The 25,382-nt window shown below is 67.3% G+C and carries 27 protein-coding genes; 15 read left to right on the top strand and 12 right to left on the bottom strand.

What is annotated here, in order from left to right; all coding sequences use genetic code 11:
• Positions 1–22 precede the first annotated feature (22 nt).
• The 4 genes from eno (at position 23) to KK7_RS0112440 (ending at position 4,251) form a co-directional block, all read left to right on the top strand.
• Positions 23–1,303: a phosphopyruvate hydratase gene (gene eno / locus KK7_RS0112455; protein WP_010544979.1), complete on the top strand. Its 1,281-nt coding sequence runs from the start codon at positions 23–25 to the stop codon at positions 1,301–1,303.
• A gap of 57 nt (positions 1,304–1,360) precedes the next feature.
• Entirely contained in the window at positions 1,361–1,681 is a 321-nt protein-coding gene (locus tag KK7_RS0112450; RefSeq protein ID WP_029623248.1) for an FtsB family cell division protein, read from the top strand.
• A 142-nt stretch (positions 1,682–1,823) separates the two neighbouring features.
• Positions 1,824–2,873, top strand: a complete 1,050-nt coding sequence (gene pdhA / locus KK7_RS0112445; RefSeq protein WP_010544977.1) for a pyruvate dehydrogenase (acetyl-transferring) E1 component subunit alpha — start codon at positions 1,824–1,826, stop codon at positions 2,871–2,873.
• A gap of 1 nt (position 2,874) precedes the next feature.
• Entirely contained in the window at positions 2,875–4,251 is a 1,377-nt protein-coding gene (locus tag KK7_RS0112440) for a pyruvate dehydrogenase complex E1 component subunit beta (protein ID WP_010544976.1), read from the top strand.
• A 59-nt stretch (positions 4,252–4,310) separates the two neighbouring features.
• On the opposite strand, the gene KK7_RS0112435 is transcribed toward KK7_RS0112440, so the two are convergent.
• From KK7_RS0112435 to KK7_RS0112425, 3 genes are read right to left on the bottom strand one after another with little or no spacing between them, the layout of a single operon-like run.
• Positions 4,311–5,045 carry a TadE/TadG family type IV pilus assembly protein gene (locus tag KK7_RS0112435; RefSeq protein WP_010544975.1) on the bottom strand — a complete coding sequence of 245 codons (735 nt, stop codon included), beginning with the start codon at positions 5,043–5,045 and terminating at the stop codon, positions 4,311–4,313.
• Positions 5,042–5,611, bottom strand: a complete 570-nt coding sequence (locus tag KK7_RS0112430; protein WP_010544974.1) for a TadE/TadG family type IV pilus assembly protein — start codon at positions 5,609–5,611, stop codon at positions 5,042–5,044. The genes KK7_RS0112435 and KK7_RS0112430 overlap by 4 nt, the downstream gene beginning before the upstream one ends.
• Positions 5,611–7,494, bottom strand: coding sequence for a TadE/TadG family type IV pilus assembly protein (locus tag KK7_RS0112425; RefSeq protein WP_010544973.1), 1,884 nt, complete (start codon positions 7,492–7,494; stop codon positions 5,611–5,613). The genes KK7_RS0112430 and KK7_RS0112425 overlap by 1 nt, the downstream gene beginning before the upstream one ends.
• Before the next feature lie 144 nt (positions 7,495–7,638).
• Here KK7_RS0112425 and KK7_RS0112420 point away from each other — a divergent pair, with 144 nt between their 5' ends.
• A complete protein-coding gene (locus KK7_RS0112420; RefSeq protein WP_010544972.1) occupies positions 7,639–8,319 on the top strand; it encodes a squalene/phytoene synthase family protein in 681 nt (226 codons plus the stop codon).
• A 60-nt stretch (positions 8,320–8,379) separates the two neighbouring features.
• A complete protein-coding gene (locus KK7_RS0112415) occupies positions 8,380–8,871 on the top strand; it encodes an EF-hand domain-containing protein (protein WP_010544971.1) in 492 nt (163 codons plus the stop codon).
• 4 nt (positions 8,872–8,875) lie between these two features.
• Here the strand turns inward: KK7_RS0112415 and KK7_RS0112410 are convergent, their stop codons facing one another.
• Positions 8,876–9,586, bottom strand: coding sequence for an SDR family NAD(P)-dependent oxidoreductase (locus tag KK7_RS0112410; protein WP_010544970.1), 711 nt, complete (start codon positions 9,584–9,586; stop codon positions 8,876–8,878).
• Between the two features lie 7 nt (positions 9,587–9,593).
• Positions 9,594–11,057 carry an amidophosphoribosyltransferase gene (gene purF / locus KK7_RS0112405; RefSeq protein ID WP_010544969.1) on the bottom strand — a complete coding sequence of 488 codons (1,464 nt, stop codon included), beginning with the start codon at positions 11,055–11,057 and terminating at the stop codon, positions 9,594–9,596.
• 133 nt (positions 11,058–11,190) lie between these two features.
• Here purF and KK7_RS0112400 point away from each other — a divergent pair, with 133 nt between their 5' ends.
• Complete coding sequence (locus KK7_RS0112400) at positions 11,191–11,439, top strand: DUF7218 family protein (protein WP_010544968.1); 249 nt, start codon at positions 11,191–11,193, stop codon at positions 11,437–11,439.
• Between the two features lie 3 nt (positions 11,440–11,442).
• Here the strand turns inward: KK7_RS0112400 and KK7_RS0112395 are convergent, their stop codons facing one another.
• On the bottom strand, positions 11,443–12,543 hold the full coding sequence (locus tag KK7_RS0112395; RefSeq protein WP_010544967.1) for a lysozyme inhibitor LprI family protein: 1,101 nt from the start codon (positions 12,541–12,543) through the stop codon (positions 11,443–11,445).
• 100 nt (positions 12,544–12,643) lie between these two features.
• Between KK7_RS0112395 and hisI the strand changes: the two genes are divergently transcribed.
• From hisI to KK7_RS0112370, 5 genes are all read left to right on the top strand, one after another.
• The gene (hisI, locus tag KK7_RS0112390; protein WP_010544966.1) at positions 12,644–13,006 is read left to right on the top strand and encodes a phosphoribosyl-AMP cyclohydrolase; all 363 of its coding nucleotides are present in this window, start codon (positions 12,644–12,646) and stop codon (positions 13,004–13,006) included.
• Complete coding sequence (locus KK7_RS0112385; protein ID WP_010544965.1) at positions 13,003–13,506, top strand: hypothetical protein; 504 nt, start codon at positions 13,003–13,005, stop codon at positions 13,504–13,506. The genes hisI and KK7_RS0112385 overlap by 4 nt, the downstream gene beginning before the upstream one ends.
• 66 nt (positions 13,507–13,572) lie before the next feature.
• Complete coding sequence (locus tag KK7_RS22925) at positions 13,573–13,749, top strand: hypothetical protein (protein ID WP_158000003.1); 177 nt, start codon at positions 13,573–13,575, stop codon at positions 13,747–13,749.
• A gap of 45 nt (positions 13,750–13,794) precedes the next feature.
• Positions 13,795–14,223 (top strand): MerR family transcriptional regulator, encoded by a 429-nt coding sequence (locus tag KK7_RS0112375; protein ID WP_010544964.1) that lies wholly within the window; start codon positions 13,795–13,797, stop codon positions 14,221–14,223.
• A 10-nt stretch (positions 14,224–14,233) separates the two neighbouring features.
• Complete coding sequence (locus tag KK7_RS0112370; protein ID WP_010544963.1) at positions 14,234–16,036, top strand: acyl-CoA dehydrogenase C-terminal domain-containing protein; 1,803 nt, start codon at positions 14,234–14,236, stop codon at positions 16,034–16,036.
• Here KK7_RS0112370 and KK7_RS0112365 read toward each other — a convergent pair.
• Positions 16,033–17,376, bottom strand: coding sequence for a cell wall hydrolase (locus tag KK7_RS0112365; RefSeq protein WP_010544962.1), 1,344 nt, complete (start codon positions 17,374–17,376; stop codon positions 16,033–16,035). The two genes, KK7_RS0112370 and KK7_RS0112365, sit on opposite strands and share 4 nt — an antisense overlap.
• A 163-nt stretch (positions 17,377–17,539) precedes the next feature.
• Here KK7_RS0112365 and KK7_RS0112360 point away from each other — a divergent pair, with 163 nt between their 5' ends.
• Both KK7_RS0112360 and KK7_RS0112355 read left to right on the top strand, forming a co-directional pair.
• Positions 17,540–19,357, top strand: coding sequence for a cation:proton antiporter (locus KK7_RS0112360; RefSeq protein ID WP_010544961.1), 1,818 nt, complete (start codon positions 17,540–17,542; stop codon positions 19,355–19,357).
• A complete protein-coding gene (locus KK7_RS0112355) occupies positions 19,354–19,977 on the top strand; it encodes an OmpA family protein (protein WP_010544960.1) in 624 nt (207 codons plus the stop codon). The genes KK7_RS0112360 and KK7_RS0112355 overlap by 4 nt, the downstream gene beginning before the upstream one ends.
• Here KK7_RS0112355 and cysK read toward each other — a convergent pair.
• The 5 genes from cysK to KK7_RS0112330 form a co-directional block, all read right to left on the bottom strand.
• The gene (gene cysK, locus KK7_RS0112350; protein WP_010544959.1) at positions 19,974–20,894 is read right to left on the bottom strand and encodes a cysteine synthase A; all 921 of its coding nucleotides are present in this window, start codon (positions 20,892–20,894) and stop codon (positions 19,974–19,976) included. The two genes, KK7_RS0112355 and cysK, sit on opposite strands and share 4 nt — an antisense overlap.
• Positions 20,891–22,213, bottom strand: a complete 1,323-nt coding sequence (locus KK7_RS0112345) for an MFS transporter (protein WP_010544958.1) — start codon at positions 22,211–22,213, stop codon at positions 20,891–20,893. The genes cysK and KK7_RS0112345 overlap by 4 nt, the downstream gene beginning before the upstream one ends.
• A 65-nt stretch (positions 22,214–22,278) precedes the next feature.
• Entirely contained in the window at positions 22,279–23,673 is a 1,395-nt protein-coding gene (locus tag KK7_RS0112340) for an MFS transporter (RefSeq protein WP_010544957.1), read from the bottom strand.
• A gap of 225 nt (positions 23,674–23,898) precedes the next feature.
• A complete protein-coding gene (locus KK7_RS0112335) occupies positions 23,899–24,093 on the bottom strand; it encodes an HP1242/YdcH family protein (RefSeq protein ID WP_237709200.1) in 195 nt (64 codons plus the stop codon).
• Positions 24,094–24,329: 236 nt separating this feature from the next.
• Entirely contained in the window at positions 24,330–24,851 is a 522-nt protein-coding gene (locus KK7_RS0112330; RefSeq protein ID WP_010544955.1) for a glycine zipper 2TM domain-containing protein, read from the bottom strand.
• A 195-nt stretch (positions 24,852–25,046) separates the two neighbouring features.
• On the opposite strand from KK7_RS0112330, the gene KK7_RS0112325 reads away from it, so the two are divergent.
• Positions 25,047–25,376 (top strand): WYL domain-containing protein, encoded by a 330-nt coding sequence (locus KK7_RS0112325; RefSeq protein ID WP_237709199.1) that lies wholly within the window; start codon positions 25,047–25,049, stop codon positions 25,374–25,376.
• Positions 25,377–25,382 lie beyond the last annotated feature (6 nt).

Below are 25,382 nucleotides of genomic sequence, written 5' to 3'. Positions count from 1 at the left end.
GACATGTTACGGAGACCATGACGTGACCGCAATCATCGACGTCCACGCCCGCCAGATTCTCGACAGCCGTGGCAATCCCACGGTGGAAGTGGATGTCCTGCTGGACGATGGCAGCTTCGGCCGCGCCGCCGTGCCCTCGGGCGCCTCCACCGGCGCCCATGAGGCCGTCGAAAAGCGCGACGGCGACAAGTCCCGCTGGCTCGGCAAGGGCGTCGAGGGCGCCGTCGATGCGGTGAACGGTGAGATTGCCGAGGCCGTCGTCGGCCTCGACGCCGAAGACCAGGCCGATCTCGACCGCACCATGATCGAGCTCGACGGCACCGCCAACAAGGGCCGCCTGGGCGCCAACGCCATCCTCGGCGTCAGCCTCGCCGCCGCCAAGGCTGCGGCCGATGCCCGCGGCCTGCCGCTCTATCGCTATGTCGGCGGCGTCAACGCCCATGTCCTGCCGGTGCCGATGATGAACATCATCAACGGCGGCGAGCATGCCGACAACCCGATCGACTTCCAGGAATTCATGATCGTGCCGGTCGGGGCCGAGAACATCGTCGAGGCGGTGCGCTGCGGTTCGGAAATCTTCCACACGCTGAAGAAGAAGCTGCACGAAAAGGGCTTGGCGACCGGCGTGGGCGACGAGGGCGGCTTCGCCCCGAACATCGCCTCGACCACCGAAGCGCTCGACTTCATCATGGCGAGCATCGAGGCTGCGGGCTACAAGCCGGGCGACGACGTGATGCTCGCGCTCGACTGCGCCGCCACCGAATATTTCAAGGACGGCGCCTACGAGATGGTGGGCGAGGGCAAGACGCTCTCCTCGATCCAGAATGCCGAGTTCCTGGCCAAGCTCGCCGCCGACTATCCGATCTTCTCGATCGAGGACGGCATGGCCGAGGACGATTTCGAAGGCTGGAAGGCGCTGACCGACCTGATCGGCGGCAAGGTGCAGCTGGTCGGCGACGATCTGTTCGTGACCAACCCGGAGCGCCTCGCCATGGGCATCGAGAAGGGCCTGGCCAACTCGCTGCTCGTCAAGGTCAACCAGATCGGCACGCTGACCGAGACGCTGGAGGCCGTCAGCCTCGCCCAGCGTTCGTCCTACACCGCGGTCATGTCGCACCGTTCGGGCGAGACCGAGGACGCGACGATCGCCGACCTCGCGGTCGCCACCAACTGCGGCCAGATCAAGACCGGCAGCCTCGCGCGCTCGGACCGGCTCGCCAAGTACAACCAGCTGATCCGTATCGAGGAAGAGCTGGGCGACGCGGCGGTCTATGCCGGCCGTTCGGTGCTGCGCCGCGCCTGACCCTAAGTAGGAGCCGCAAGCTTGCTAAGAGCCGATGGATCAGCGAGAATCACGGGCATGAAGCGCGCTTCTCCCATGACCATGCTGCTGCGCCGGGCGGGGCTTCCCGCCGCGGCGCTGATCGCCATCGGCTTCTTCGGCTATAATGCGGTTCTGGGTCCCAACGGGATCGTCGCCGCCAAGCAGGTTCGGCTGGAGCTTGCCGCCAAGCAGCGCGAATATGCGGTGCTTGAGAAGAAGCGGGCCGAACTGAAGAATCGAGTCGACCTGCTCGATCCGAAGCACGGCGCCGATCCCGACATGGTGGACGAGCTTGCGCGTAAGCAGCTCAACGTCGTCCGCCCTGATGAAGTGATCATCCCGCTCGACAAGAAGTGATGCCGTAGGGGTAGTTGCCAGCTACGGCGGAGCGTCTTAGGGCGGATGTACGGTTCCTTTGTCCGCGCGTTGGTTGCAAGCCTTGCGAAAACGCGCGTATAGGCACCCGCCTTTCCCCTCCCCGGATGAGGAATATCTGATCGTGGCCAAAGCACCGGCACGCAAAGCACCGACCCCACCCGCAATCCCGAATCGCGAGCGCCCGGCCGAACCGGAACGGTTCAAGGCTTCGAAGGAGCAGCTGCTCGAATTCTATCGCCAGATGCTGCTGATCCGCCGCTTCGAAGAGAAGGCGGGCCAGCTCTACGGCCTCGGCTTCATCGGCGGCTTCTGCCACCTCTACATCGGCCAGGAAGCCGTTGCGGTGGGCCTGCAGTCGGCGCTGGACGGCGAGAAGGACTCGGTGATCACCGGCTATCGCGACCATGGCCACATGCTCGCCTACGGCATCGACCCCAAGGTGATCATGGCCGAGCTGACCGGCCGCGGCGCGGGTATCTCGCGCGGCAAGGGCGGCTCGATGCACATGTTCTCGACCGAGAAGAAGTTCTACGGCGGCCACGGCATCGTCGGCGCGCAGGTCTCGCTCGGCACGGGCCTCGCCTTCGCGCACAAGTATAACGAGGATGGCGGCGTCGCCATGGCCTATTTCGGCGACGGCGCCGCGAACCAGGGCCAGGTGTACGAATCGTTCAACATGGCCGAGCTGTGGAAGCTCCCGATCATCTATGTGATCGAGAACAACCAGTATGCCATGGGTACCAGCGTCAACCGCTCCTCGGCCGAAGACCAGCTGTACAAGCGCGGCGAGAGCTTCCGCATCCCGGGCATCCAGGTGGACGGCATGGACGTGCTCGCCTGCCGCGGTGCGGCGGAAGAGGCGCTCGCCTGGGTGCGCGCCGGCAAGGGCCCGGTCATCCTCGAGATGAAGACCTATCGCTATCGCGGCCACTCGATGTCCGATCCGGCCAAGTATCGCAGCCGCGAGGAAGTCCAGTCGGTTCGCGACAAGTCGGACCCGATCGAGGCGGTGAAGCGCGAGCTCGAGACGATGGGCGTCACCGAAGAGCAGCTGAAGCCGCTCGAGGCCGAGATCCGCAAGATCGTGAACGAATCGGCGGACTTCGCCGAACAGACGCCGGAGCCCGATCCGGCCGAACTCTATACCGACGTACTGGTGGAGACCTACTGAGATGGCGATCGAACTCAAGATGCCGGCGCTCTCGCCGACCATGGAAGAGGGCACGCTCGCCAAGTGGCTCGTCAAGGAAGGCGACGTCGTGAAGTCCGGCGACATCCTCGCCGAGATCGAGACCGACAAGGCGACGATGGAATTCGAAGCCGTCGACGAAGGCACGATCGCCCAGATCCTGGTCGCCGAAGGCACGGACAACGTGAAGGTCGGCACCGTGATCGCGATGATCGCGGGCGAGGGCGAGGACGCCTCGACGGCGGCCGCCGCACCGGCCCCCGCCAGCGAGCCGGCCCCGGCCCCCACCGAAAAGGCACCGGAAACCGGCACCGCTCAGCTGACCGCCGCAGTCGAGAAGACGCGGCCCGCCGATCCCGCCGTGCCCGCCGGCACCGAGATGGTGAAGACCACCGTCCGCGAAGCGCTGCGCGACGCGATGGCCGAGGAAATGCGCGCCGATCCGCGCATCTTCGTGATGGGCGAGGAAGTTGCCGAGTATCAGGGCGCCTACAAGGTGACCCAGGGCCTGCTCGACGAATTCGGCCCCAAGCGCGTCATCGACACGCCGATCACCGAATATGGCTTTGCCGGCGTCGGCACCGGTGCTGCGATGGGCGGCCTGAAGCCGATCATCGAGTTCATGACGTTCAACTTCGCCATGCAGGCGATCGACCACATCATCAACTCGGCGGCCAAGACCAACTACATGTCCGGCGGCCAGATGCGCTGCCCGATCGTGTTCCGCGGTCCCAACGGCGCGGCCAGCCGCGTCGGCGCGCAGCACAGCCAGAACTACGGCCCGTGGTACGCCAGCGTTCCCGGCCTGATCGTGATCGCGCCCTATGACGCGGCCGATGCCAAGGGCCTGATGAAGGCGGCGATCCGTTCGGAAGACCCGGTCGTATTCCTCGAGAACGAGCTGATGTACGGTCGCAGCTTCGACGTGCCGAAGCTCGACGACTATGTCCTGCCGATCGGCAAGGCCCGCATCATGCGCGAGGGCAAGGACGTGACGCTGGTCAGCTACTCGATCGGCGTGGGCGTCTCGCTCGAAGCGGCAGAGAAGCTGGCGGCCGAGGGCATCGATGCCGAGGTGATCGACCTGCGCACGCTGCGTCCGCTCGACAAGCAGACCGTGCTGGAGAGCCTGAAGAAGACCAACCGCATCGTGGTGGTCGAGGAAGGCTGGCCGGTCTGCTCGATCGCGTCGGAGGTCGCCGCGTTCGTGATGGAAGAGGGCTTCGACGACCTCGACGCGCCGGTGCTGCGCGTCACCAACGAGGACGTGCCGCTGCCCTACGCCGCGAACCTGGAAAAGCTCGCCCTGGTGAACGCCGACAAGGTGGTCGCCGTGGTGAAGAAGGTCACCTATCGCTGATCTTCGTCTTCTGACGAGAAAATGGGCCCGCCCGACCCAGTGTCGGGCGGGCCTTTTCGTTACGCGGCATACAGATCGCATGTCGAGCGGCTCGCGGCGGGTGCGGGGTTGTAGACCTGGCCATAGTCGCGATTGTCGCGCACGACGAACGAGGCGATGTAGCGCAGCACCTTCGGGCTGGCGAACCAGCCATTGCCGACGATCGGCGTGTAGAGATAGTTGATCTCAACGAACATCACGCCGGAATTCGCGGGCGCATTCACCTGCGCGCCGGTCTCTCCCATGCCGTTGGGGGCGAGGGTACCGGGATTGCTGGCGCTGTTGTCTCCGGTCGCGGCGGTGTTGACGCCCGCGCGCGGATCATAGGTGACGCCATCCGGCATCAGCGTCTTGCCATAGTGCGAGTCATAGTCGACGCCGGATTTGGCGCCGATGCAGCGCTGCCAGTGGATGCGCTGGGTGCCGTTGCTGTTTTCCAGGCTCGACAGGGTGATGCGGCCATTGGCGGTCAGGTTGAACGGCGCGCCCTGCTGCTTGGCGGCGAGCAGGACGTCGTTCAGGTCCACCTCGCGCATCTGGGTGGTGCCGGTGCCGTTGAACAGGCCGACGCGGCTGCTGTTGTCGGCCAGTGCCAGCGCCACCTGGCTGAGGCGCTGGTTGGTTAGGGCATAGTTGGTCAATTCGGCCGCCCAAAGCCCGCCGGTCAGCAGCACCGGCAAGCCGATCGCGAACTCGATCAGCGCGGCGCCGGAGCGGTCGGCTGCGAGGCGGCATAGCAGGCGTGGCGGGTTCATTTGCACAGCACCTGCTGGGTGGGCACCGACTGGGCATTATAGGGCTGGTTCTTGAAGCGGGTGGAGGCACTCAGCACCACCTGGTTGCTCCAGCCGATCAGCCCTGCCATGAGGAAGAGGCGGCCATAGGTTACCGTCACCTTGTACACGGTGACGTCGCTGGCACTGCCCTGGCCTACAATGCCGGGATCCGCATCCCACTGGCCGTTGCCGTTGACATCGGTGAAGCAGTCGCCGGCATCGTAGCGATTATTGCCGTTGTTATCGGTGTAGCTCTCGGCCTTGATCAGGCCGAAGCTGGCATAGCTGCGCCTGCTAGGGGTAACGGTGGCGTTGCCCGCCACCCGCCGTACCGAGGTCACGACGCGCGCATCGATCGTCGCCGTATCCGCTGCCTCGATCGTGGAGTCGCGTCCGGCCTTCTGCACCGCCCCTTCCAGGACCGCCTGGACATAGGCCTGGTAGCTGATGTCCATCAGCCCCATCAGCAGCGCCATCAGCACCGGCAGCAGAATGGCGAACTCGATCAGCGTCGCGCCTCCGCGATCGTGCCACAGCCGCCGCATCACCGGGTGAGCCGCAGCATCGCCACGCGCTTGGCGATCGTCTGGAAGGCGGCATTGAGCGCTGTATTGTCGGCCGCATAGAAGGCCTGGCCCGGCGACGCGCAACTCTGCAGCTGGCTGGTCAGCGTCTGGCCGAAGCCGACGATGAACACCGAGATGTTGCGTGCCTTGGCGGCGGCGCAGGCGGCGAGGAAGCGCGCATAGTGATTGGCCTGCTGGCTGCTGTCCGAGCAGCCGGAGTGGAACCCGTTCGACGTTACCCGCTGGTCGTAATTCTCGATCCCGTACATGCCGTACAGGCACATGCTCGGCGCCATGTCGCCATCGGTCATGAACACGATATAGCGCTTGGGCGGGTTGCGGCCGGGCCAGGCGGAGGTGTCGGTGGCGAACAGGCCCGTGGGGGAGAGCAGCCGCGTTCCCCAGATCATGCCGGTGTCGTGATAGGTGCCGCCTTGGGGGACGAAGTCGGTCGCGTTGACATAGTCGCTCACGTCCTGCCGCGTCATGACCTTCAGCCGCTGGACCGGCTTGCCGCACGATACCCAGCCATAGGCGATGTTCTGGTGGGCGGTGAGCGGCGTGAAATAGTCGAGCGCATAGGGGCTCGTACCGTCGCCGAACGGGTTGGAGCTGTTGCCCGAATAGGTGAGGCTGGAATATTCGCCGCGATAATAGACCACGTCCGGCCACATCGGCCGCCATCGGGTGGTATCGTTGGTCGGCACGAGATCGGGATCGAGGTCCGGCGGCAGGCTGGAATAGTCGAAGGAGCCGGTCGCCGTCGTGTCCCGCTCCTCGATGCAGCCCTGCCAGCGCGATGTGGCCCCGGTGATCTTGGTCGGATCGGTCACGGCGGTGCCCAGCTTGAACTGGCTCGTGTCGAGGTTGACCTTCCTGTAGGTCCAGTTGGGCTTCACTGGCTGTGCGGTGACGACGCAGCTGCTCGGGGTGCTGCCGTTCGCCGGAGTCCAGCTTGCCGTCGTCACCGTTGCCGCGCCCGAGGCGCTGAAGCCGGTGGCGGGGCTGCGCCCGGCATAGGCGTTGCACTGGCCCTGGTTCTTGTTGCTGTAGGTGGTGCTGCTGCTCGCTCCGTTGTTGGCGTCGCCGGCCAGCGCCCGGCTGTTATAGGTCCAACTGTCGACGATGTAGCTGGTCGACAGCGCGGTCACCGCATAGCCGGCGTTCACCGTGGAGGTGTAGGGGACGAAGCCGTACCGCAGATGGGTTGCGGGATCGACGGCGGCGGCCAGCGTATCGTAGAAGTTGAGCACAGCCGAGCGCAGGCCGGCGATCTTCGAGCCCGTCTTCTCCTGGACCGCATAGCCGGTGGTGCCGCCATAGCCAGGGGCGCCGGCGATCGTCGGCCGCGTGTAGGTGTACACCGGCTGATTGCAGCCCTCGGTCTCCGAACTGAGGCATGCCATCGATCCGGTCGTGTCCAGCACGAACAGGATGTCCGTATCGGCAACGTCATAGCGCGCCTCGCAGGCGACGGTCAGCGTCTGGTCGCCGAAGCCCATCATCGCGGTGAGCGTCATCGGTACCGTGGCCGAGGCGGTACCGGCGACCTGGTTGTCGCCGGTCTTGGAGGGGGTGAAGCTGATCGCCTTGGCGCCGAACAGCCCCGCCTTGAAGTTGTTGGCGAAGAAGGCGTTCGCCTGGGTGGTCGCGGTGGCGTCGAGTGTTGTGGCGTTGGTCGAGACCATGAAGCGGCGCCCGGCCAGCGCGCCCGCGTCGCATGCCTGCTGCAGCCGCGTCTTGACCATGTAGAGCCGCGCGGTGTCCACGGCGGAGCCGGCAATGAACAGCAGCGGTACCAGCGCGATCGCCATGATCGCCAGGGTGTTCCCCGCTATGTCGCCGCGCAGCCGCCGCAACAAGGCCTGGGAGTTCCCCCGCGGGACGCGGCGTCGCCGCTGCAATCGCTGGAAGAACGTGCCACGCATCGTGATCGATCGAAACCCTCGGGCGTCGGCGCGCACTGCCCCCTTTCGCCGGCGAGCCTCTCGCCATAGAGGGGAGGGGTGAACGCTTCGCTAAATTCGATGCCCGACGATCCCGAACGGGCCCTGATTCTCTCCTACGTACCGTACGTTAGCCGGTCTGCCCTGGCGGCGCTGCTGGCGCTGGACGATGCGCTGGCGCAGCTGCTGCGCACCACCAGCCAGCCGGCGGTGGGGCAGTTGCGGCTTGCCTGGTGGCGCGAGGCGCTCGCCAAGCTGGATACCGCGCCGCCCCCGGCCGAGCCGGTGCTGACCGGCCTCGCTGCCGAATTGCTGCCGCGTGGCGTATCGGGTGCCTCGCTGGTGCCGATCGTGCATGGCTGGGAAGTGCTGGTCGAGGAGGAGGCGCTGGACGGCCTTGCCCTTGCCCGGTTCGCTGCCGGACGGGGCAGCCTGTTCGTCGCGGCGGGCAAGGCGCTCGACGCGGGAGACGATCCGCTCGCGGCGGCGGGCGAGGGCTGGGCGCTGGCGGACCTCGCCCGGCACCTTGGCGATGGCGACGAGGCGGACGCGGCCCGCACCGCCGCCCGGCCGCGGTTGGCCGAGGCGCTTGCTCCCCGCTGGAGCCGCAATGGCCGCGCGCTGGGCGCGCTGGCGCATCGGGCGCGGATGGATCTGGAGATGCCGGCAGGTGCACCGCTGCCGTTGGGCGCCCCCAAGCGGGTGGGTCGGCTGCTCTGGCATAGGCTGAGCGGACGATAGGGCTTGGCTGCACGCCCCTGAAGCTATAGCTTCCTGCAAGTCTTGCGGGGAGACGGTCCGATGTGGCGATATGCGGTAGGTGCCGGGGCGGCGTTGTTGCTTGCGTTCGGGGGATTGCTGCTGTTCCAGCGCGGGCCGTCGCCGTCGCCGCTGGCTGCGGTGTTGCCGGCGATGCCGGGCAACGCCAGCGCGGCCGCACCGCTGCCCGATGCAGCGCCGGAGGCCGATGCCAAGACCCGGGAGCAGAAGCGTTTCGATCGCTACGACAAGGATCGCAACGAAGCGGTGAGCCGTGACGAATATTTCGCCGCGCGCCACAAGGCGTTCGCCAGGCTGGACGCCAATGGCGACGGCAGGCTGAGCTTCGAGGAATGGGCGGCCAAGTCGATCGCCAAGTTCACCGGGGCGGATGCCGACAAGTCGGGGGTCCTCACCCGATCCGAGTTCGCGGCGACGGCGCCGCCTCGACGGCCGCCGGCCGCTCGGTGTGCGTGCGCCAAGCCGGTACCTGCGCCGAGCCCCGCCGCCAAGGGCGACGAAGAGGAAAACTAGACCCTCAGCCGACCCGCTCGAAATGGCCGCGCTCGAACCCGGCGGCCATCAGCGCGACGATCCGCTCGGCCACCACCTCGGGGGCCTTTACCGTCGCCGGATCCTCGCCCGGAAAGGCGCGGGCGCGCATCTTGGTGCGGGTGGCACCCGGATCGACGATGCCGACGCGGACCTCGCTCACATTCTCCAGCTCGTGGCCGTAGCTGAGCAGCAGGTTCTCGAAGGCCGCCTTCGATGCACCATAGACGCCCCAATAGGCGCGCGGGGTACGACCGACGCTGGAGGTGATGCCGAGCACGCGGGCGGCGGGCGCCCGGCGCAGCATCGGATCGAACGCCGCGAGCATCGCGGCCTGTGCGCTGACGTTGAGGGTCAGCACCTTGGCCAGCTCGGCGAAGTCGATCGCGGTCACCGCGCTCAGCGTGCCGAGCATGCCGGCGTTGAGCACCAGCATGTCCAGGGCCGGCCAGCGCTCGGCGATCGCGCCAGCGAGGCGACCGATCGCGTCGTGCTCGGTAAGGTCGAGCGGCGCGATCGTGGCGCTGCCGCCGGCCTGGAAGATCGCGTCCTCCACTTCCTCGAGCCCGCCCGCGGTGCGCGCGGTGAGGACGACATGGGCGCCGGCGGCACCCAGTGCGACGGCGGTCGCTGCGCCGATGCCGCGGCTGGCGCCGGTGACGAGTGCGGTCTGACCCGCGAGCGGTCCCTGGCTCATGCCCGGCTCAGCCGACCTTCTCGGCCAGCAGCGCGAGCTGGTCCGGCGGCGGTGCCAGTTCGTCCTGGTCGGTCAGCGTCGTCGGATAGTCGCCGGTGAAGCAGGCGTCGCAATATTTCGGGTGGATATCCGCGCGGCGTGCTTCGCCCAGTGCCTTGTACAGCCCGTCGATCGAGACGAAGGCCAGGCTGTCGGCATGGATGAAGTCGGTCATGCCGCCAACATCCATCTTCGCGGCGAGCAGCTTGGCGCGCTCGGGCGTGTCGACGCCGTAGAAGCAGCTGTGCCGCGTCGGCGGCGAGGCGATGCGCATGTGCACTTCCTTGGCGCCGGCCTCGTGCATCATCTGCACGATCTTGAGGCTGGTGGTGCCGCGAACGATCGAATCGTCGATCAGCACGATGCGCTTGCCCGCGATCAGCTCGCGGTTCGCATTGTGCTTGAGCTTCACGCCGAGGTGGCGGACCTTGTCGCCCGGCTGAATGAAGGTGCGGCCGACATAGTGCGAGCGGATGATGCCCAGCTCGAACGGAATCCCCGACTGCTGCGCATAGCCGATCGCCGCGGGCACGCCCGAATCGGGCACCGGCACGACGAGATCGGCCTCGACCGGCGATTCGATTGCCAGCTGCGCGCCGATCGCCTTGCGCACCGAATAGACCGAGCGATTGTCGCTGATCGAATCGGGGCGGGAGAAATAGACATATTCGAAGATGCAGGGGCGGGCCGCCTGGGGCGCGAACGGTTTGTGGCTGGAAAGCTCGCCATTGCCCTTAACGATCACCAGCTCGCCCGGCTCGACATCGCGGACATAGTCTGCGCCGACCACGTCGAGGGCGACGGTTTCCGAGGCGAAGATCACCGATTCGCCCAGCTTTCCCATCACCAGCGGGCGGATGCCGAGCGGATCGCGGCAGGCGATCATGCCCTCCGGCGTCATCACGATCAGCGAATAGGCGCCCTCGACCTGCTTCAGTGCATCGATGAACCGGTCGATCAGCGTGCGGTACTGGGAGGTGGCGACGAGGTGGATGATCACCTCGGTATCCGAGGTCGATTGGAAGATCGCGCCGCGGCGGACGAGATCGCGCCGCAGCCGCATCGCGTTGGAGATGTTGCCGTTATGCGCAACCGCGAAGCCGCCGCTGGCCAGCTCGGCATAGAGCGGCTGGACGTTGCGGATCGCCGAGCCGCCCGTCGTCGCGTAGCGGACATGGCCGCAGGCGGCGAGGCCGGGGAGCGACCGGATCACGTCGTCGCGATCGAAATTGCCGGCGACATGGCCCATCGCCCGGTGGGAGTGGAACTGATGCCCATCCCAGCTGGTGATGCCGGCGGCCTCCTGGCCGCGGTGCTGGAGGGCGTGCAGCCCGAGCGCGACCATCGCGGCCGCGCCCTCGCTGTTGGAAACGCCGAATACGCCGCACTCTTCGCGCAGCTTGTCGTCATCGAACGGGTGTGTGGTAAGCATTGGCCCTCGGGGGGAACGGCAACGGTTGGCGGCCATATAGGCGCTTCGTCAGGCTTTGTCTCCGGTCTGTCACACGGAAAAGGAGCGTTTACCCATTTTGCCGGTTAAGCCCTTGGCAAATGCGAGACGAAGCATGGCCAAGGACCATGGTGCGCAGATCAAGAACGACACCCTGTACGAGAAACTCCGCGACGACGGCGCCTTGAAGGAGAAGGCCGCACGGATCGCCAATGCCCAGGCGAACGGCAGCCTCGACTCGGGAGGCGGCCGGCTGGAGGATCGCAGCAAGGCCGATCTATACGACGAGGCCAGGGCGATCGGTATCGAGGAGCGATCGAAGATGGACAAGGACGGCCTCATCAAGGCGATCCGAAAGCATTGAACCTCACTCGCACTGGTGCGCACCCGTCATTAGCCGGGAGAGCGCGCCGCGGGCCATCGTGGCGGCAGCCGCCGGAGCGCGGTGCAGATAGGTCGCGTAATAGGCGGTGAGGTCGCGTTGGACGCCGTCCAGATCCGCCCTCGTCACGCCCTTGCGTGCGCGCAGCGGCTTCGCCGTACCGGGCTCGACCATGCCCAGCCGTGCCGCGTCGATGTCGCGATTGAAGCTGCTGTACGCCATGTAGCGGATCGTGCCTTCGCATTCCGGCCAGCTGCGGAACAGCTTGGTTTGCAGCGCGTCGAGCGACGGCAGCGGCGGCAGGGTGTCACGGCAGTCGTTGCGGAAGATGAAATTGTCCAGGGTCGAGCCGAACGCCGGGCCGGTCGCCTCGAGCAGTTTCGGATGTCGGACGATCGCGGCGCAGGGCAGCGTGCGCGGCGCGCCGGAGAGCCTGGGTTCGTCAAGATAGGGGCCGAGCACGTTGAGGAAGGCGGCGAAGTGGCGATCGGAGCGGAACAGATCGTCGATCGTCTTCACCATGACGCCGTCGGTGCCGGGCGCGCGCAGGATGGCGTTCCCGAACGCCTGGTCCGGCTTGGTCTGGAGCCCGGTGAGATAGGGCTGGAGCAGCGCGGAGATGCGGGTGCGGGGCTTCGTACGTTCCGGTGCGGACCAGTTGGCGTCGACCGGCGCTTCCGACCAGAGTTGTACCGCCTCGAGTATCGGCGCGAAAGCGGGGTCGCTGCGGCGGAGGATCGGCAGAGCGGTCGCGGGCGCCTTGGGAAGGGCCGCGATGGCCAGTTCCTGGCTGCGCAGGGCGTAGCGATCCAGCAGGCAGGGGGTAAGCGGCGGCTTACAGGCGCGCATCTCCTGCAGCGCGGTGCGCTGGACGGCCAGCTGGTTGGAGGGGCCGCTGCCGAACGCGCTCTCCTTGGCGATTCCGAACAGCTGCGCCATTTCGCGATCGAGCGCGCCGAGCCTCGGATCGGCGCAGATGGCCTTTTCGGTCGGCATCGCGGCGGTCGAGCAGGCGAAGCTCGGGCCGGCCTGCGCCGGCAACGGCGCCGTCGCGAGGACGAGCGGGGCCAGGATATACAGGATCACGAAGAGTCTCCCTTCGAACGCAGGACGCGCGAGGCCCTAAACCGCTCCGCGCGGACAGGCGAGGGATGACGCTCGCCGCGAACCCCGCTACAGCGCTCGCGTGACCGATATCCGCGAAACGGGCGCCACGCTCGATCCGAAATATGATGCCAACGGCCTGATCACCGCCGTCGCCACCCATGCCGCCACCGGCGAGGTGCTGATGCTCGCGCATATGAACGCCGAGGCGCTGGCGGTGACGCTGGAGACCGGCAAGGCGACCTTCTGGTCGCGCAGCCGCGGACGGCTCTGGACCAAGGGCGAGACCTCGGGCCATTTCCTCCATGTCGTCGAGGCGCGGATCGATTGCGACCAGGATGCACTGTGGCTGCGCGTCGAGCCGCATGGCCCCGCTTGCCACACCGGCGCGCCGAGCTGCTTCTACCGCCGCATCGAGAACGGAGCGCTGGTGCGCGACGCATGAGACGGGCCGGGCTCGCGCTTCTGCTGTTGCTGGCGCTGGCGGCCTGCGGAGGCGCGTCGCCCGACGCGATGTCCAACGCCTCGATCGACCTGGAAGCGGCCGCGGTCCGGCGCGGGCTGGTGCGCGACCCGGCGAGCACGGCGATCCTCGGCGCCTATGCGCGCGGGGCCGACCGGCTGTGCATTGTTCCCGCCGACCAGGAGCACCGGATCGGCATCGTCATCGACTATGGTGAGGGTAACGGTTGCCGCGCGATCGGCCAGGTGCGGCGCATCGGCGAGGGGCTGGCGGTTTCCCTCGGCGCGGATGGCGGTTGCAGCTTCACCGCGCGCTACGACGGCGATCGGCTCGCGCTGCCCGGGGCGGTGCCGGGGGCGTGCCGCCGACTCTGCACCGGGCGGGCGGCGCTGGCGGGCACCCAGTTCGTGCGGCTGGGCGAGTCGGTCGCCGAGGGCCGCGCCATGCGGGATCCCGAGGGGCGCGCGCTCTGCGGCGAATAGACGGGCGGTGCGGAGGTGATAGGATCTCCCGATAGCGGCGGCGACCGCCTTTTCGGGAGAGTGACGATGCGTATTCTGCTCCTCGCCAGTGCCCTGAGCCTGCTTCCCCTCGCGCCGGTGTCCGCCCAGATCTGGGGTGGCCCCACCTACTCCGAAGCCGCCGAGCTCAACACGCGGGCGATGCTGCTCCATGAGGACATCGTCCGTGCCCGATCGACCGGCGGATCGCGCCCCAAGAAATAGCGCGCGCCGCTTGACGTTCACGTAAAGGGAAACTAGAAAGGCTGCATGACCGCTGCTGCCTTTCCGATCGAGGCCCTGGCGCCGATCGAACCGCGTCCCGATCGCGACGCCTTTTCCATTTCCGATCTGTGCGCCGAGTTCGGCGTTACCCCCCGCGCACTTCGTTTCTACGAGGACGAGGGGCTGATCTCGCCCGAGCGGCGCGGCACCCAGCGCATCTACACGCATCGCGACCGCGCCCGGCTCGCCTGGATTCTGCGCGGCAAGCGGGTGGGGTTCAGCCTGGGCGAGATCAAGGAGATGATCGATCTCTATGATCTCGGCGACGGGCGCCGCGTGCAGCGCCAGGTGACGCTGGAGCGCTGCATGGACCGCATCCGCCATCTCGAAGCGCAGAAGCGCGATATCGACGCGCATATCGCCGAGCTCGCCCAGTTCGTCGACCTGATCAAAAGCAAAGACAACGAGCACTGAGGAACCTGAAATGCCGCAGTTTACGCCCCCCGTGCGCGACACGCGCTTCGTTCTGGATCGGGTCATCGGGCTCGATCGCTATACCAACCTGCCGCACTTCCAGGCGGCGACCCCCGATGTGGTCGATGCGGTGCTGGAGGAAGGCGGCAAGTTCGTTGCCGAGGTGCTGTTCCCGATCAACCATAGCGGCGACCAGCAGGGCTGCACCCGCCATGCCGATGGCAGCGTGACGACGCCGGAGGGTTTCAGGCACGCCTACCAGCAGTTCGTCGAGAGCGGCTGGGGCACGCTCAGCGCGCCGGCCGAATATGGCGGGCAGGGCATGCCGCACGTCGTCTCCACAGCCTTCCAGGAATATATGATCTCCGCCAACATGGCCTTCGCCATGTATCCGGGCCTTACCCATGGTGCGATCGCCGCGCTGCTGGTCAAGGGATCGGACGAGCAGAAGGCCAAGTACGTTCCCAAGATGGTCTCGGGCGAATGGGGCGGCACGATGAACCTGACCGAGCCGCAGTGCGGCACCGATCTGGGCCTCATCAAGACCAAGGCCGAGCCGAACGCGGACGGTTCGTACAGCATCACCGGCACCAAGATCTTCATCTCGTCGGGCGAGCACGACCTGACCAGCAACATCATCCACCTGGTGCTGGCCAAGACGCCGGGCGCGCCGGACAGCACCAAGGGCATCTCGCTGTTCGTGGTGCCGAAGTTCATCGTCAACGACGACGGCTCGCTGGGAGAGCGCAACGCGGTCACCTGCGGCTCGATCGAGCACAAGATGGGCATTCACGCCAACTCGACCTGCGTGATGAACTATGACGGCGCCAAGGGCTGGCTGGTCGGCGAGGAGATGAAGGGTCTGGCGGCCATGTTCATCATGATGAACGCGGCCCGTCTGGGTGTCGGCCTGCAGGGCCTCGGCATTGCCGAAGTGGCGATGCAGAACGCCGTGCAATATGCCGGCGACCGTCGCCAGGGCCGCGCACTGACCGGTCCGAAGGAGCCGGCGGAGAAGGCCGACACGCTGTTCGTTCATCCCGACGTGCGCCGCATGCTGATGGAGGCCAAGGCGCAGATCGAGGGCCTCCGCGCGCTCTGCCTGTGGGGTGCGCTCCAGGTCGACATGGAACATGCCGCGCCGACCGAGGAGGAGCGCCAGCTCGCCGGCGATCTGGTCGGGCTGCTGACCCCGGTGATCAAGGGCGTCGGCACCGATATCGGCTACAAGGTCGCGACCGATTGCCAGCAGGTCTATGGTGGCCATGGCTATATCGCCGAATGGGGCATGGAGCAGTATGTCCGCGATGCCCGCATCGCGATGATCTACGAAGGCACCAACGGCGTGCAGGCGATGGACCTGGTCGGCCGCAAGCTGGCGCTGAACGGCGGCCGGGCGGTGCAGGCGCTGTTCCGCGTGGTGAGCGAGGAAGTCGCGGCAGCCAAGGGCGATGCGACGCTCGCGGGCTTCGCCGAGGCGCTGGAGAAGGCGCTCGGCCATCTGCAGGGAGCCACCATGTGGCTGGCGCAGAACGGGTTCAAGAACCCTGACCAGGTCGGTGCGGGTGCCTATCCCTATATGCAGCTGACCGGCACGGTGGCGCTGGGCCTGATGTGGCTGCGCATGGCCAAGGCGGCAAGCGAGGCGTTGGCCCAGGGCGCCGAGGACGTCGCCTTCCTCGAAGCCAAGCTGGTCACCGCGCGCTTCTATGCCGAGCGGTTCCTCCCCGATGCGAGCGGCCTGCGCCGCAAGATCGAGGCAGGCAGCGAATCCGTGATGGCGCTCGACCCGGAGATGTTCAAGGCAGCCTAATCGCTGCTGCTGGGACCCGACGAGGCCGGCGTTGCGGAAGACGCAGCGCCGGCCTTGTTCTGTGCGGGCGCCTTGCGACGGACGCCGTCGAGCGGCGCAGGCTCTGCGGTCGGCGCGGGCGTCGGCGTCGCGACCGGCGCGGGCGGCGGCTGGCGGCGCATGCACTGGGCCGGGCTGGGGCGGCGGAACTGCTCGCAATTCCACAACGCCTTCACATACTGCACCTTTTCATCGCGCAGATAGCTGAACGACATGGCGGCGGCCTGCTCGCCAGTGGGCGGGAGGCGGGCCGGCTTCTTCGACGAATCCAGCCAGGCCATGAACTTGCAATAGGGCCGGTCGCCGCAGGTCCGCAGGGCGAGGGCGGGGTAGAGGTCCGGCACCATGTCGTCGGGCAGCGTCACCAGGAACACGTTCTGGTCGCCGGCCACCGCAGCGGGCACCGCGCTCGCCGGGATTGCGCTGGCGGCCTTGGCGACATCGAACAGCAGGCCGGTTGCCCCGGGATCGCCAGCCTGGGCCGCAGGGTCCGTCGCACCGCCGATGTGGGCGGGCGAGAGCCTGGCGAGCTGGGGAATGTTCGGCTCGTCCGCGAAATAGCCGCGGTTGAAGGCGGGTGGGGTGCCCCACCAGCCGGCCCAGCGGAAGAAAAGATGGGTGTGGAGCGCCACGATCTTGTCGAGGCTCGCGCTCCAGTACGGCACCACCCAATCGGTATGATAATGGGTAGCATGGCCGACCGGGCGGAATACCGCGCCGTGCAGCGCCATCTTGGCGATCTCGCGGGCGCGGGCCCAGGCAACGGGCGTCGGCGACCAGCGGGTGAGCGCACCGTCGCAGCTGAAAGTGAACTGGCACCCGGTGCTGCGGTCCGATCCCTGAAACACCACGCCGCACACTGTTTTCGGGAAGGCGGGGTGGCGCACGCGGTTGAGGATCACCTGCGCCACCGCGCGCTCGCCCAGTGCGTCGTCGCCGGCTTCGTAGATCTCGGCAGCGGCGAGGCAGTCGAGCGCGCGCGCCTGGCTGTCTGCCGCGCCGACCAGATGGAAGGGGCGGGCGGCCGGGTTCGGATCGGTCGAGAAGGGGATGGCGGCGTTGAACGCGCGCGCATCGTCCGGCGAGAGGTCGGCGATTGCCACCGGCTCTACCGGCGGCAGCTCTTCCTTCGGCACGACGCGGTTGGGCAGCACCACGGGGGGCACGCGATGCGGCCGTTGCGGCACCTTGGGTGCATTGAGCACGAGCAGCGTCGGCACCGCCAGCGCGGCGAGCGCGACGACACCAAGGAGCAGCCGCAGCCAAGCGGGGACGGAAGCGGAAGGGATGCGTGGCGTCACAGGCAGATACGGCAATCTCGATGGGGGGCCGCCGCCTGTATCCGAAAGCGCCGGGCAGGGGAACAGGTGCCGGGATCGGCGCTCGGAACGGAACCGACACGGGTTGGAACCGTATTGTCGATGGGCACTCCATCTCTGCGCAGCAACGAAGGCACTGTACCGCATGCATCAACCCGCGCTCGTCATCGCGCTGATCGGGGCACTTGGCATTGGCGCGCAGTGGGTTGCGTGGCGCACTGGTTGGCCGGCGATCGCGCTGATGCTGGTGGCGGGTGTGCTCGCCGGGCCCGTGGCAGGGATCATCGAACCGCATGCCGTGTTCGGCGAGCTGCTGGAGCCGATCGTCTCCATTGCGGTTGCGCTGATCCTGTTCGAAGGCGGTCTCAGCCTCAACTTCCGCGAGCTGCGGCGTACCGATGGCGCGGTGACGCGCTTGGTGCTGCTGGGCGTGCCGATCGGCTGGGGACTGGGAATACTGGCGCTCTATTATGCCGCCGGCCTGGTCTGGCCGGTGGCGACGCTGTTCGCGGGGATCCTGGTCGTGACCGGGCCCACCGTGGTGCTGCCGTTGCTTCGCCAAAGCAACGTCGCGCAGCGGCCGCGGGCTATCTTGAAATGGGAAGCGATCGTCAACGACCCGATCGGCGCGCTGTGCGGGCTGGTCACCTATGAATATCTGCGGCGGTCCGGCGATGGCGGCACGTTGGTCAGCGTACTGGGCTCGCTGCTGGCGGCGAGCATCGTCGCCGGGCTGATCGGCTATGTCGTCGCCAAAGCGATCGGCTGGGCCTTTCAGCGCGGGCATGTGCCCGAATATCTGAAGGCGCCGGTGCTGCTGGTCGCGGTGATCGGCGTGTTCGTCGGCTCCAACCTGATCCAGCAGGAGACCGGGCTGATCACCGTGACGGTGATGGGCGTGGCGCTCGCCAATATGCGGCTGGATTCGCTGCGCGACATTCACCCGTTCAAGGAGAATGTCACCGTCCTGCTCATCTCGGGCGTGTTCGTGCTGCTGTCGGCCTCGCTCGATTTCGAGGTCCTGCGCCATTTCGAGTGGCGCTTCCTCGCCTTCCTCGCCGCGCTTCTCTTCCTCGTGCGGCCGATGACCGTGCTGCTGAGCCTCGCCTTTACCAAGGTGCCGTGGAACGAGCGGCTGCTGGTCGCCTGGATCGCCCCGCGCGGCATCGTCGCGGTGGCGATCTCGGGGCTGTTCGCGTTGCGGCTCGACAAGCTCGGCTATAGCGACGGCTCGATCCTGGTGACCCTGTCCTTCGCCGTGGTCGTCGCGACAATCGTTGCGCACGGCTTCTCGATCGGGCCCGTGGCGCGCCTGCTCAAGGTAACCGGCGCCACCGAACGCGGCCTGCTGATCGTCGGCGGCACGCCGTGGAGCCTGGCGCTGGCCGAGCAGCTCCGCCAGATCGAGGTGCCCGTTACGATCTGCGACACCAGCTGGCAGCGGCTGCGGCCCGCGCGCTCGGCGGGCATTGCCACCTATCACGGCGAGATCCTCGCCGAGGCGACCGAGGACCGGCTGGACATGTCGCAGTTCCAGGTGCTCGCCGCGACCAGCGACAACGAGGCCTATAACGCGCTGGTCTGCAACGAATTCGCCCATGAGATGGGGCGCGACAATGTCTACCAGCTCGGCAGCGGCGGCGACGACGAGGATGCTCGGGCGCTGCCCGAATCCCTACGTGGCCGCGCCCTGTTCACCAGCGGCCACGGCGTCGACGAAATCGTCGAGCGCGAGCAGGGCGGCTGGACCTTCCGCAAGACCCGGCTGACCGAACAATTCGACTTCGACGCCGCCAAGGCCGACCTGCCCGACGCGGCGGACATGCTGCTGCTGGTGCGCAAGGGCGGGCTGCTCCGCTTCTTCTCGCACGCCAGCCGACCGACGCCGCAGCCGGGCGACACGATCATCTCGTACGTGCCCCCCATGCCGGCGGCGCGACGGCTTCAGGAGGAAGTTGCATGAGCAGATGGGCGATGCTGCTGATGATGGGAGTGCTGGCAGGCTGCAATGCCGGTACGCCCGCGCGCGAGAATGCGGCGGCCGAGAACAAGAGCATCCTCGCCGAGGAGGGTGGACTCGCGAACAACAGCGCCATCGAGGCACCCAAGTCGATCCTGCGGCCCGACGTCGTGCCCGACGAGCCCGAAACGCCCGCGCTGGCGCCGCTGAGCCTCGTGGTACCGTTCGGCACCTCGGGACTGAAGCTGGACGATGCCGGCAAAAAGCTGCTCGACGAGATGCTGGTCAATCCCAGCACCGCCGCCGGCGGCCCGATCACGATCGGCGGGCATAGCGACACACGGGGCAACGACCGCGACAACCTCGTTTCCTCGCGCAAGCGGGCGGAGGTAGTGCAGGCCTATCTGCTGTCGAAGGGCGTTCCGGCCGAGCGGATGACGGTGATCGCGTTCGGCGAAACCCGCGCGCTGGTGCCGAATGCCAACGCGGACGGCAGCGACGATCCCGAGGGTCGGGCGAAGAACCGGCGGGTCGAGGTGCAGGTGGCGCTGCCGCAGCCCGCACCTGCGGAGACGGCCCCGGCCGCCCCGGCAAACGGGACGGCCGAGACGCCTGCTCCTTAGCTCTCGGGCAGGAAGTCCGGCACGCTCAGATAACGTTCGCCGGTATCGTAGTTGAAGCCGAGCACCCGCACGCCTTCGGGCAGGTCGGGCAGCTTCTGGAGGATGCCCGCCAGCGTCGCGCCCGAGGAAATGCCGACCAGCATGCCCTCTTCGCGGGCAGAGCGGCGCGCCATGTCCTTGGCGACGGCGGCATCGACCTTGATCACGCCGTCGATCGCGTCGGTATGCAGGTTCTTCGGCACGAAGCCGGCGCCGATACCCTGAATCGGGTGCGGGCCGGGCTGGCCGCCGGAGATCACCGGCGAAAGCTCCGGCTCCACCGCATAGACCTTGAGGTTCGGCCACTCCTTCTTGAGCGCCTCGGCGACGCCGGTAATGTGGCCGCCGGTGCCGACACCGGTGATGATCACGTCGATCGGCGTGTCACGGAAGTCGTTGAGGATTTCCTGTGCGGTGGTGCGCACATGGACGTCGATGTTCGCAGTGTTTTCGAACTGCTGCGGCATCCAGGCGCCGGGCGTGCTCTCGACGATCTCGAGTGCGCGCTCGATCGCACCCTTCATGCCCTTCTCGCGCGGGGTGAGATCGAAGCTGGCGCCATAGGCGAGCATCAGCCGGCGGCGTTCGAGCGACATGCTCTCCGGCATGACGAGGATCAGCTTGTAGCACTTCACCGCCGCGACCATCGCCAGGCCGACGCCGGTATTGCCGCTGGTCGGCTCGACGATCGTGCCGCCGGGCTTGAGGCTGCCGTCCTTCTCGGCCGCCTCGACCATCGCCAGCGCGATACGGTCCTTGATCGAGCCGCCCGGGTTCGAGCGCTCGGACTTGATCCACACCTCGGCGCCGGGGAACAGCTTGTTGATACGGACGTGCGGCGTGTTGCCGATCGTCTCGAGGATCGAATGGGCCTTCATGTCGTCATCTCCTTGGGAGGAACTTCGAGGGTGGCCGGAGGATCGAAGGTTCGAGCCCGCTTGAGTTCGGGGAATAGCTTCGACCACAGCAGCGTGACAAGGATCGCGCCGATGCCGCCGCCGATTACCGCGGCGACGGGGCCGATCAGCGCGGCGAGGAAACCGCTTTCGGCCTCGCCCAACTCGTTCGAGCCGGAAATGAACAGCGTGGAGACCGCGCCGACGCGTCCGCGCATCTCGTCCGGCGTGTAGAGCTGGATCAGCGACTGGCGGACATAGACCGAGACCATGTCGGCCGCGCCGAGCACGAACAGCGCGGCGAGCGAGAGCAGCACGGCGGGCGAGAGGTCGGTGCCGACCGCCTTGGGGCCGAGCACCGGCACCAGCAGCGCCGCCGCCGCGCCGAACACCACCGTCGCGAGGCCGAACACCGCGACCGCGACCAGCATCTTCACGCCCACATTGGTCTTGAGCGGGCGCCACGAGAAGAACAGGGCCGTCACCACCGCTCCCAACGCAGGCGCGGCGCGAAGGTGCCCGAGGCCCTCGGATCCCACCTGCAGGATGTCGCGCGCATAGACCGGCAGCATCGCCGTCGCGCCGCCGAGCAGCACCGCGAACAGGTCAAGCGAGATGGCGCCGAGTACCAGCCGGTTGCGGCGGACATAATGAAGCCCGTCGACCATCTGCGACCAGGGGCTGCCGGTGAATTTTCGCGCGGCGACCGGCACCGGGCCGATCAGGAAGAGCATCAGCAGCGAGACGAGGAACAGCCCGCCCGAAACCCCATAGGCCAGCCACGAGGTCGCGGCGTATAGATAACCGCCCATCGCCGGGCCGATCACGGTGCCGGTCTGCCAGGCAAGCGAGCTGAGCGCGATCGCGGTGGGCAGCACGGCCTTGGGGACGAGGTTCGGGGCGAGCGCCCCCAGCGCCGGGCTGACGAACGCCCGGGCGACGCCGAGCAACGCGGCGATGCCGAACAGCGCGGGCAGGGTGACGGTATGCCGCCAGGTGAGCCAGGCGAGGGCGAGTGCGCAGCACGCTTCCAGCGCGACCGCGGCGCGGGCGATCCAGCGCCGATCGATACGGTCCGCCACCCATCCGGCGAACAGCGACAGGAACAGCAGCGGCAGGAACTGCGCCACGCCGATCATGCCGAGCTGGAAGGCGGCTTCCTTGATGCTCATCGAGCGGCGGGCGATGTCGTATACCTGCCAACCGATCACGATCACCATCGCCATCTGCCCCAGGGTCGACGCGAGTCGGGCTACGAAATAGGCGCGGAAATTGCCGATGGCGAAAGGATGTGGAGCCATGTTGCCGCTCTTGGCGCGCGGTGGGCGTGCGTGCAATGCTTCCATGGTTGGGGGGGGCTAAAGCTTTAACCCATCTGGGCCGGTTGGGCCTGGTCTGCCTCGACCTTCCCCGGATTGCGGATCGCCGGGCGTAGGCGGGCGAGGCTGCAGATACCGGCGATCAGCGCGAGGCCGGAGGCAACCAGCGCCGGCGTCATCCCCGCCCCGACGCCCATCGCCAGCAGTGCGGCGACCAGCGTCGCGCCAGTGGTCTGCCCGACCATCCGGGTCGTCGAGATCAGCCCGCCCGCCGCGGCGGCCCGCTCGACCGGTGCGGAGCCGATAATCAGCCGCGCATTGGGGGAGAGGAACATGCCGAACCCGGCGCCGGTGAGCGACATGCGCCAGGCAATGTCGAAGAAGCTCGGATCGTGCGGCAGGAAGGCGAGGGCGACGAGGCCCGCGATCGCGATCCCCATGCCGATGCCGCCCAGGGCGCCCGCGGGGTATCGATCCGACAGCGATCCCGCGAGCGGCGCCACGAACATCGTGGTCAGCGGCCAGGGTGCGATCGCCGCGCCGACTTCGGAGGGCGCAAAGCCATAGCCGTGCTGCAGCCGAAAGGGCAGCGCGAGCAGCAGCGTCATCGTTGCGACGAAGGCAGTGAAGGCGCCGATGGTTGACAGCGCAAGTACCGGGCGGGCGAGCAGGTCCACCGGCAGGATCGGTTCAGCCTCGCCCTGTTCGCGGCGGACGAAGATCACGCCGATGGCGATGCCCGCGATCACCACTGCCGCGGAAACGACCGGGCTGTCGCCGTGCACGGCGCTTTCCAGCCCGCCGATCACGAGCCCGAACATCGCCGCGCACAGCACCGCGCCGAGCACGTCGAACGGCGCCTTGGAGCGAGGAATGTCCGGCAGCGAGCGGCCGAGCAGCAGGCTGGCGACGGCGAAAGGCACGGCCGAGGCGAAAACCCAGGGCCAGGGACCGACGCCCAGCACCAGCCCGCCCAGGGTCGGCGCGATCGCGGAGGAGACCGAGACCACCACCGAGTTGACGCCCAGCCCGCGGCCGAGCTGCTTCGCCGGATAGATCTGCCGCACCAGCGCCGAGGAGACGCTGAGCGCCGCGGCTGCCCCCGCTGCCTGCGCCGCGCGGACGATTAGTAGGAAGGGCAAGCTCTTGGCAAAGAAGCACAGGATGGTGGCCACGGTGAAGACGATCTGGCCCATCTGGTACAGGCGCTTCAGGCCCACGCGGTTGCCCAGTCCCGAAAAGGGCAGGAGCAGCATCACCAGCACCAGCTGGTACACCGTCACCACCGCCACGGCGGCGGAGGAATCGACATGGAGATCGCGCGCGATGGTGGGCAGCGCCACGGTGGCGATCGCGCCGTCGATCACCACGAGCGCGGTGCCGAAGGAAACGGCGGCAATGGCGGTGAGGCGGCGGGGCAGGGGAAGACCGTCGGTTTGCATCGCGGCCTTAGTGCATCAGTGGGCGCTCGGTTCCCACCCCCGGAACTCCAGTCCCGACCCATTGTTTAGCCAAGTGCGAAACGACGCGTATCGGAGAGTTCCATGGGTAAGGGTATCCTGTTGTGGCTGTTGGGGATTCCGCTTCCCATCATCATTCTGCTGCTGATCTTCTGGCACTGATGCGACCGGGTCCGTCGCCCATGCGACGGACCCTTGTCCGCCGCGTCAGCGCCGGGTCGGCACCAGAGCGAGCCGCGCCGCGGGCGCCGGAAGGTACAGGTGCAAGCGATCCTTCACCGCCAGCTTGTGCTTCTTGAGCTGCGAAAGGCGGAAGGCATCCGGCAATACACTGCGCAGTTCGCGACGGATCTCACGCTCGAGCATCCGGTGAGTCGCGATCAGGCGTTCTACAATCGTCATCGTCATGGCTCCAATCGATGGATCTGCATCGATCGAGCGGCCCGATGGAGGCGTGGTGCGAGGGAGTGGGAACACCGCCGATCCTGCACCGAGCACGCTCGATGCGGTCCGACATCACGGGGCTTGCAATGAAGCCGCCGCCAGAGGGGCCCGGTCCCGCACTATCAATATAGGGGCGTCTTCCTGTCCGGCAAGAGGCTCCGCGCCGAAAAATCGACGCGGAGCCGGTGCGACGCTCAGCGGCAGCGGACGTCCTGGTTGTTCATCTGGTTGTTCTTGTCGACCGAGGCACCGATCGCGCCGCCGGCAATCGCGCCGAGCAGCGTGCCGACGGTGCCCGAGCGGCGGCTGGAGATGACGTTGCCGAACAGGCCGCCCGCCGCCGCGCCGACGATCAGGCCGGTCGTGCCGTCGGGACGCTTGCAGTAATAGCGGCCGTCATCGCCGCGATAGACGCGGTCGTCGCGGGTCAGAACGCGCTCGCTGCCGCCGGGCCGGTAATAGCGCGAGGGCTCCCAATCGCCTTCGTCGCGGATATCGACCCGCGGCGGGGGCGGGGCGTGTGCCAGCCAGTCGCTGTAGTTTGCATAGCGCTCGGATGCCTGCTGGAACGCGCGATACTCACGGTCGAACCGATCTCGCGCCGCCTCGAAGCGGGCGCGCTCCTGGTCCGGTGAGGAATATTGCTGCGCCGACGCCGGCGCCGCGAACGACAGCCCGGCGGCCGCAAGGGCTGCGAGGGCGAGGACGTGCTTCATGCTCATCTCCTTCAACGACACTGCCGGCGCACGCGCCGGGAACCCGTGCTTCTTCAAGGCTTGCGCGTGAAGCGTGGCTGAACGAAGCTGGCCGCGAAACAATGCTGGGAGAGGACCGTCCCATGGGCTATGCGCTTTGCCCTTGCTGCTGTGCAGCATTGGTATCATATTTGTCTCATGAACGTTAGCGCTGCCGTGACCGAAGCACCTGTCAACAACACCCCTTTCGTCCTGGAAGGCATCGTGCGCCTGCGCTGCCTGCAGGTCACGTACAACCGCACGCGGATGATTGTGGCGCCGCACATCCTCTACACCCGCAATGAATCGCTCTATACGGATGCGTTCATCGTCTCGCGCGAGGGCATGCTGCCGCGCGAGCCAAAGATCGCCACGTTCAAGGTCGACGGACTCAAGGAAGTCTCGGTGCTGGATCGCGCGTTCGAGATCAGCGACCTGTTCGACCACGAGCTCGAAAAGTACGAAGGTGTCACGCTGATGAAGGTCGAACCGGCACCCGAGGCCTGACGCCGT

The sequence above is a fragment of the Sphingomonas elodea ATCC 31461 genome (genome assembly GCF_000226955.1).
GTDB lineage: Bacteria > Pseudomonadota > Alphaproteobacteria > Sphingomonadales > Sphingomonadaceae > Sphingomonas > Sphingomonas elodea.
This window is presented reverse-complemented; position numbering and strand designations above follow the sequence as displayed.

Coding starts and splice junctions, on each gene's coding strand:
- KK7_RS0112400 (WP_010544968.1), top strand. CDS start 11,191: ATGGCCAAGGACCATGGTGCGCAGATCAAGAACGACACCCTGTACGAG.
- KK7_RS0112345 (WP_010544958.1), bottom strand. CDS start 22,213: ATGGCTCCACATCCTTTCGCCATCGGCAATTTCCGCGCCTATTTCGTA.
- KK7_RS0112340 (WP_010544957.1), bottom strand. CDS start 23,673: ATGCAAACCGACGGTCTTCCCCTGCCCCGCCGCCTCACCGCCATTGCC.
- KK7_RS0112430 (WP_010544974.1), bottom strand. CDS start 5,611: ATGCGGCGGCTGTGGCACGATCGCGGAGGCGCGACGCTGATCGAGTTC.
- purF (WP_010544969.1), bottom strand. CDS start 11,057: ATGCTTACCACACACCCGTTCGATGACGACAAGCTGCGCGAAGAGTGC.
- KK7_RS0112335 (WP_237709200.1), bottom strand. CDS start 24,093: ATGACGATTGTAGAACGCCTGATCGCGACTCACCGGATGCTCGAGCGT.
- KK7_RS0112330 (WP_010544955.1), bottom strand. CDS start 24,851: ATGAAGCACGTCCTCGCCCTCGCAGCCCTTGCGGCCGCCGGGCTGTCG.
- KK7_RS0112435 (WP_010544975.1), bottom strand. CDS start 5,045: ATGAACCCGCCACGCCTGCTATGCCGCCTCGCAGCCGACCGCTCCGGC.
- KK7_RS0112355 (WP_010544960.1), top strand. CDS start 19,354: ATGAGCAGATGGGCGATGCTGCTGATGATGGGAGTGCTGGCAGGCTGC.
- KK7_RS0112410 (WP_010544970.1), bottom strand. CDS start 9,586: ATGAGCCAGGGACCGCTCGCGGGTCAGACCGCACTCGTCACCGGCGCC.
- cysK (WP_010544959.1), bottom strand. CDS start 20,894: ATGAAGGCCCATTCGATCCTCGAGACGATCGGCAACACGCCGCACGTC.
- KK7_RS0112360 (WP_010544961.1), top strand. CDS start 17,540: ATGCATCAACCCGCGCTCGTCATCGCGCTGATCGGGGCACTTGGCATT.
- KK7_RS0112375 (WP_010544964.1), top strand. CDS start 13,795: ATGACCGCTGCTGCCTTTCCGATCGAGGCCCTGGCGCCGATCGAACCG.
- KK7_RS22925 (WP_158000003.1), top strand. CDS start 13,573: ATGCGTATTCTGCTCCTCGCCAGTGCCCTGAGCCTGCTTCCCCTCGCG.
- KK7_RS0112415 (WP_010544971.1), top strand. CDS start 8,380: ATGTGGCGATATGCGGTAGGTGCCGGGGCGGCGTTGTTGCTTGCGTTC.
- KK7_RS0112370 (WP_010544963.1), top strand. CDS start 14,234: ATGCCGCAGTTTACGCCCCCCGTGCGCGACACGCGCTTCGTTCTGGAT.
- KK7_RS0112450 (WP_029623248.1), top strand. CDS start 1,361: ATGAAGCGCGCTTCTCCCATGACCATGCTGCTGCGCCGGGCGGGGCTT.
- KK7_RS0112440 (WP_010544976.1), top strand. CDS start 2,875: ATGGCGATCGAACTCAAGATGCCGGCGCTCTCGCCGACCATGGAAGAG.
- KK7_RS0112385 (WP_010544965.1), top strand. CDS start 13,003: ATGAGACGGGCCGGGCTCGCGCTTCTGCTGTTGCTGGCGCTGGCGGCC.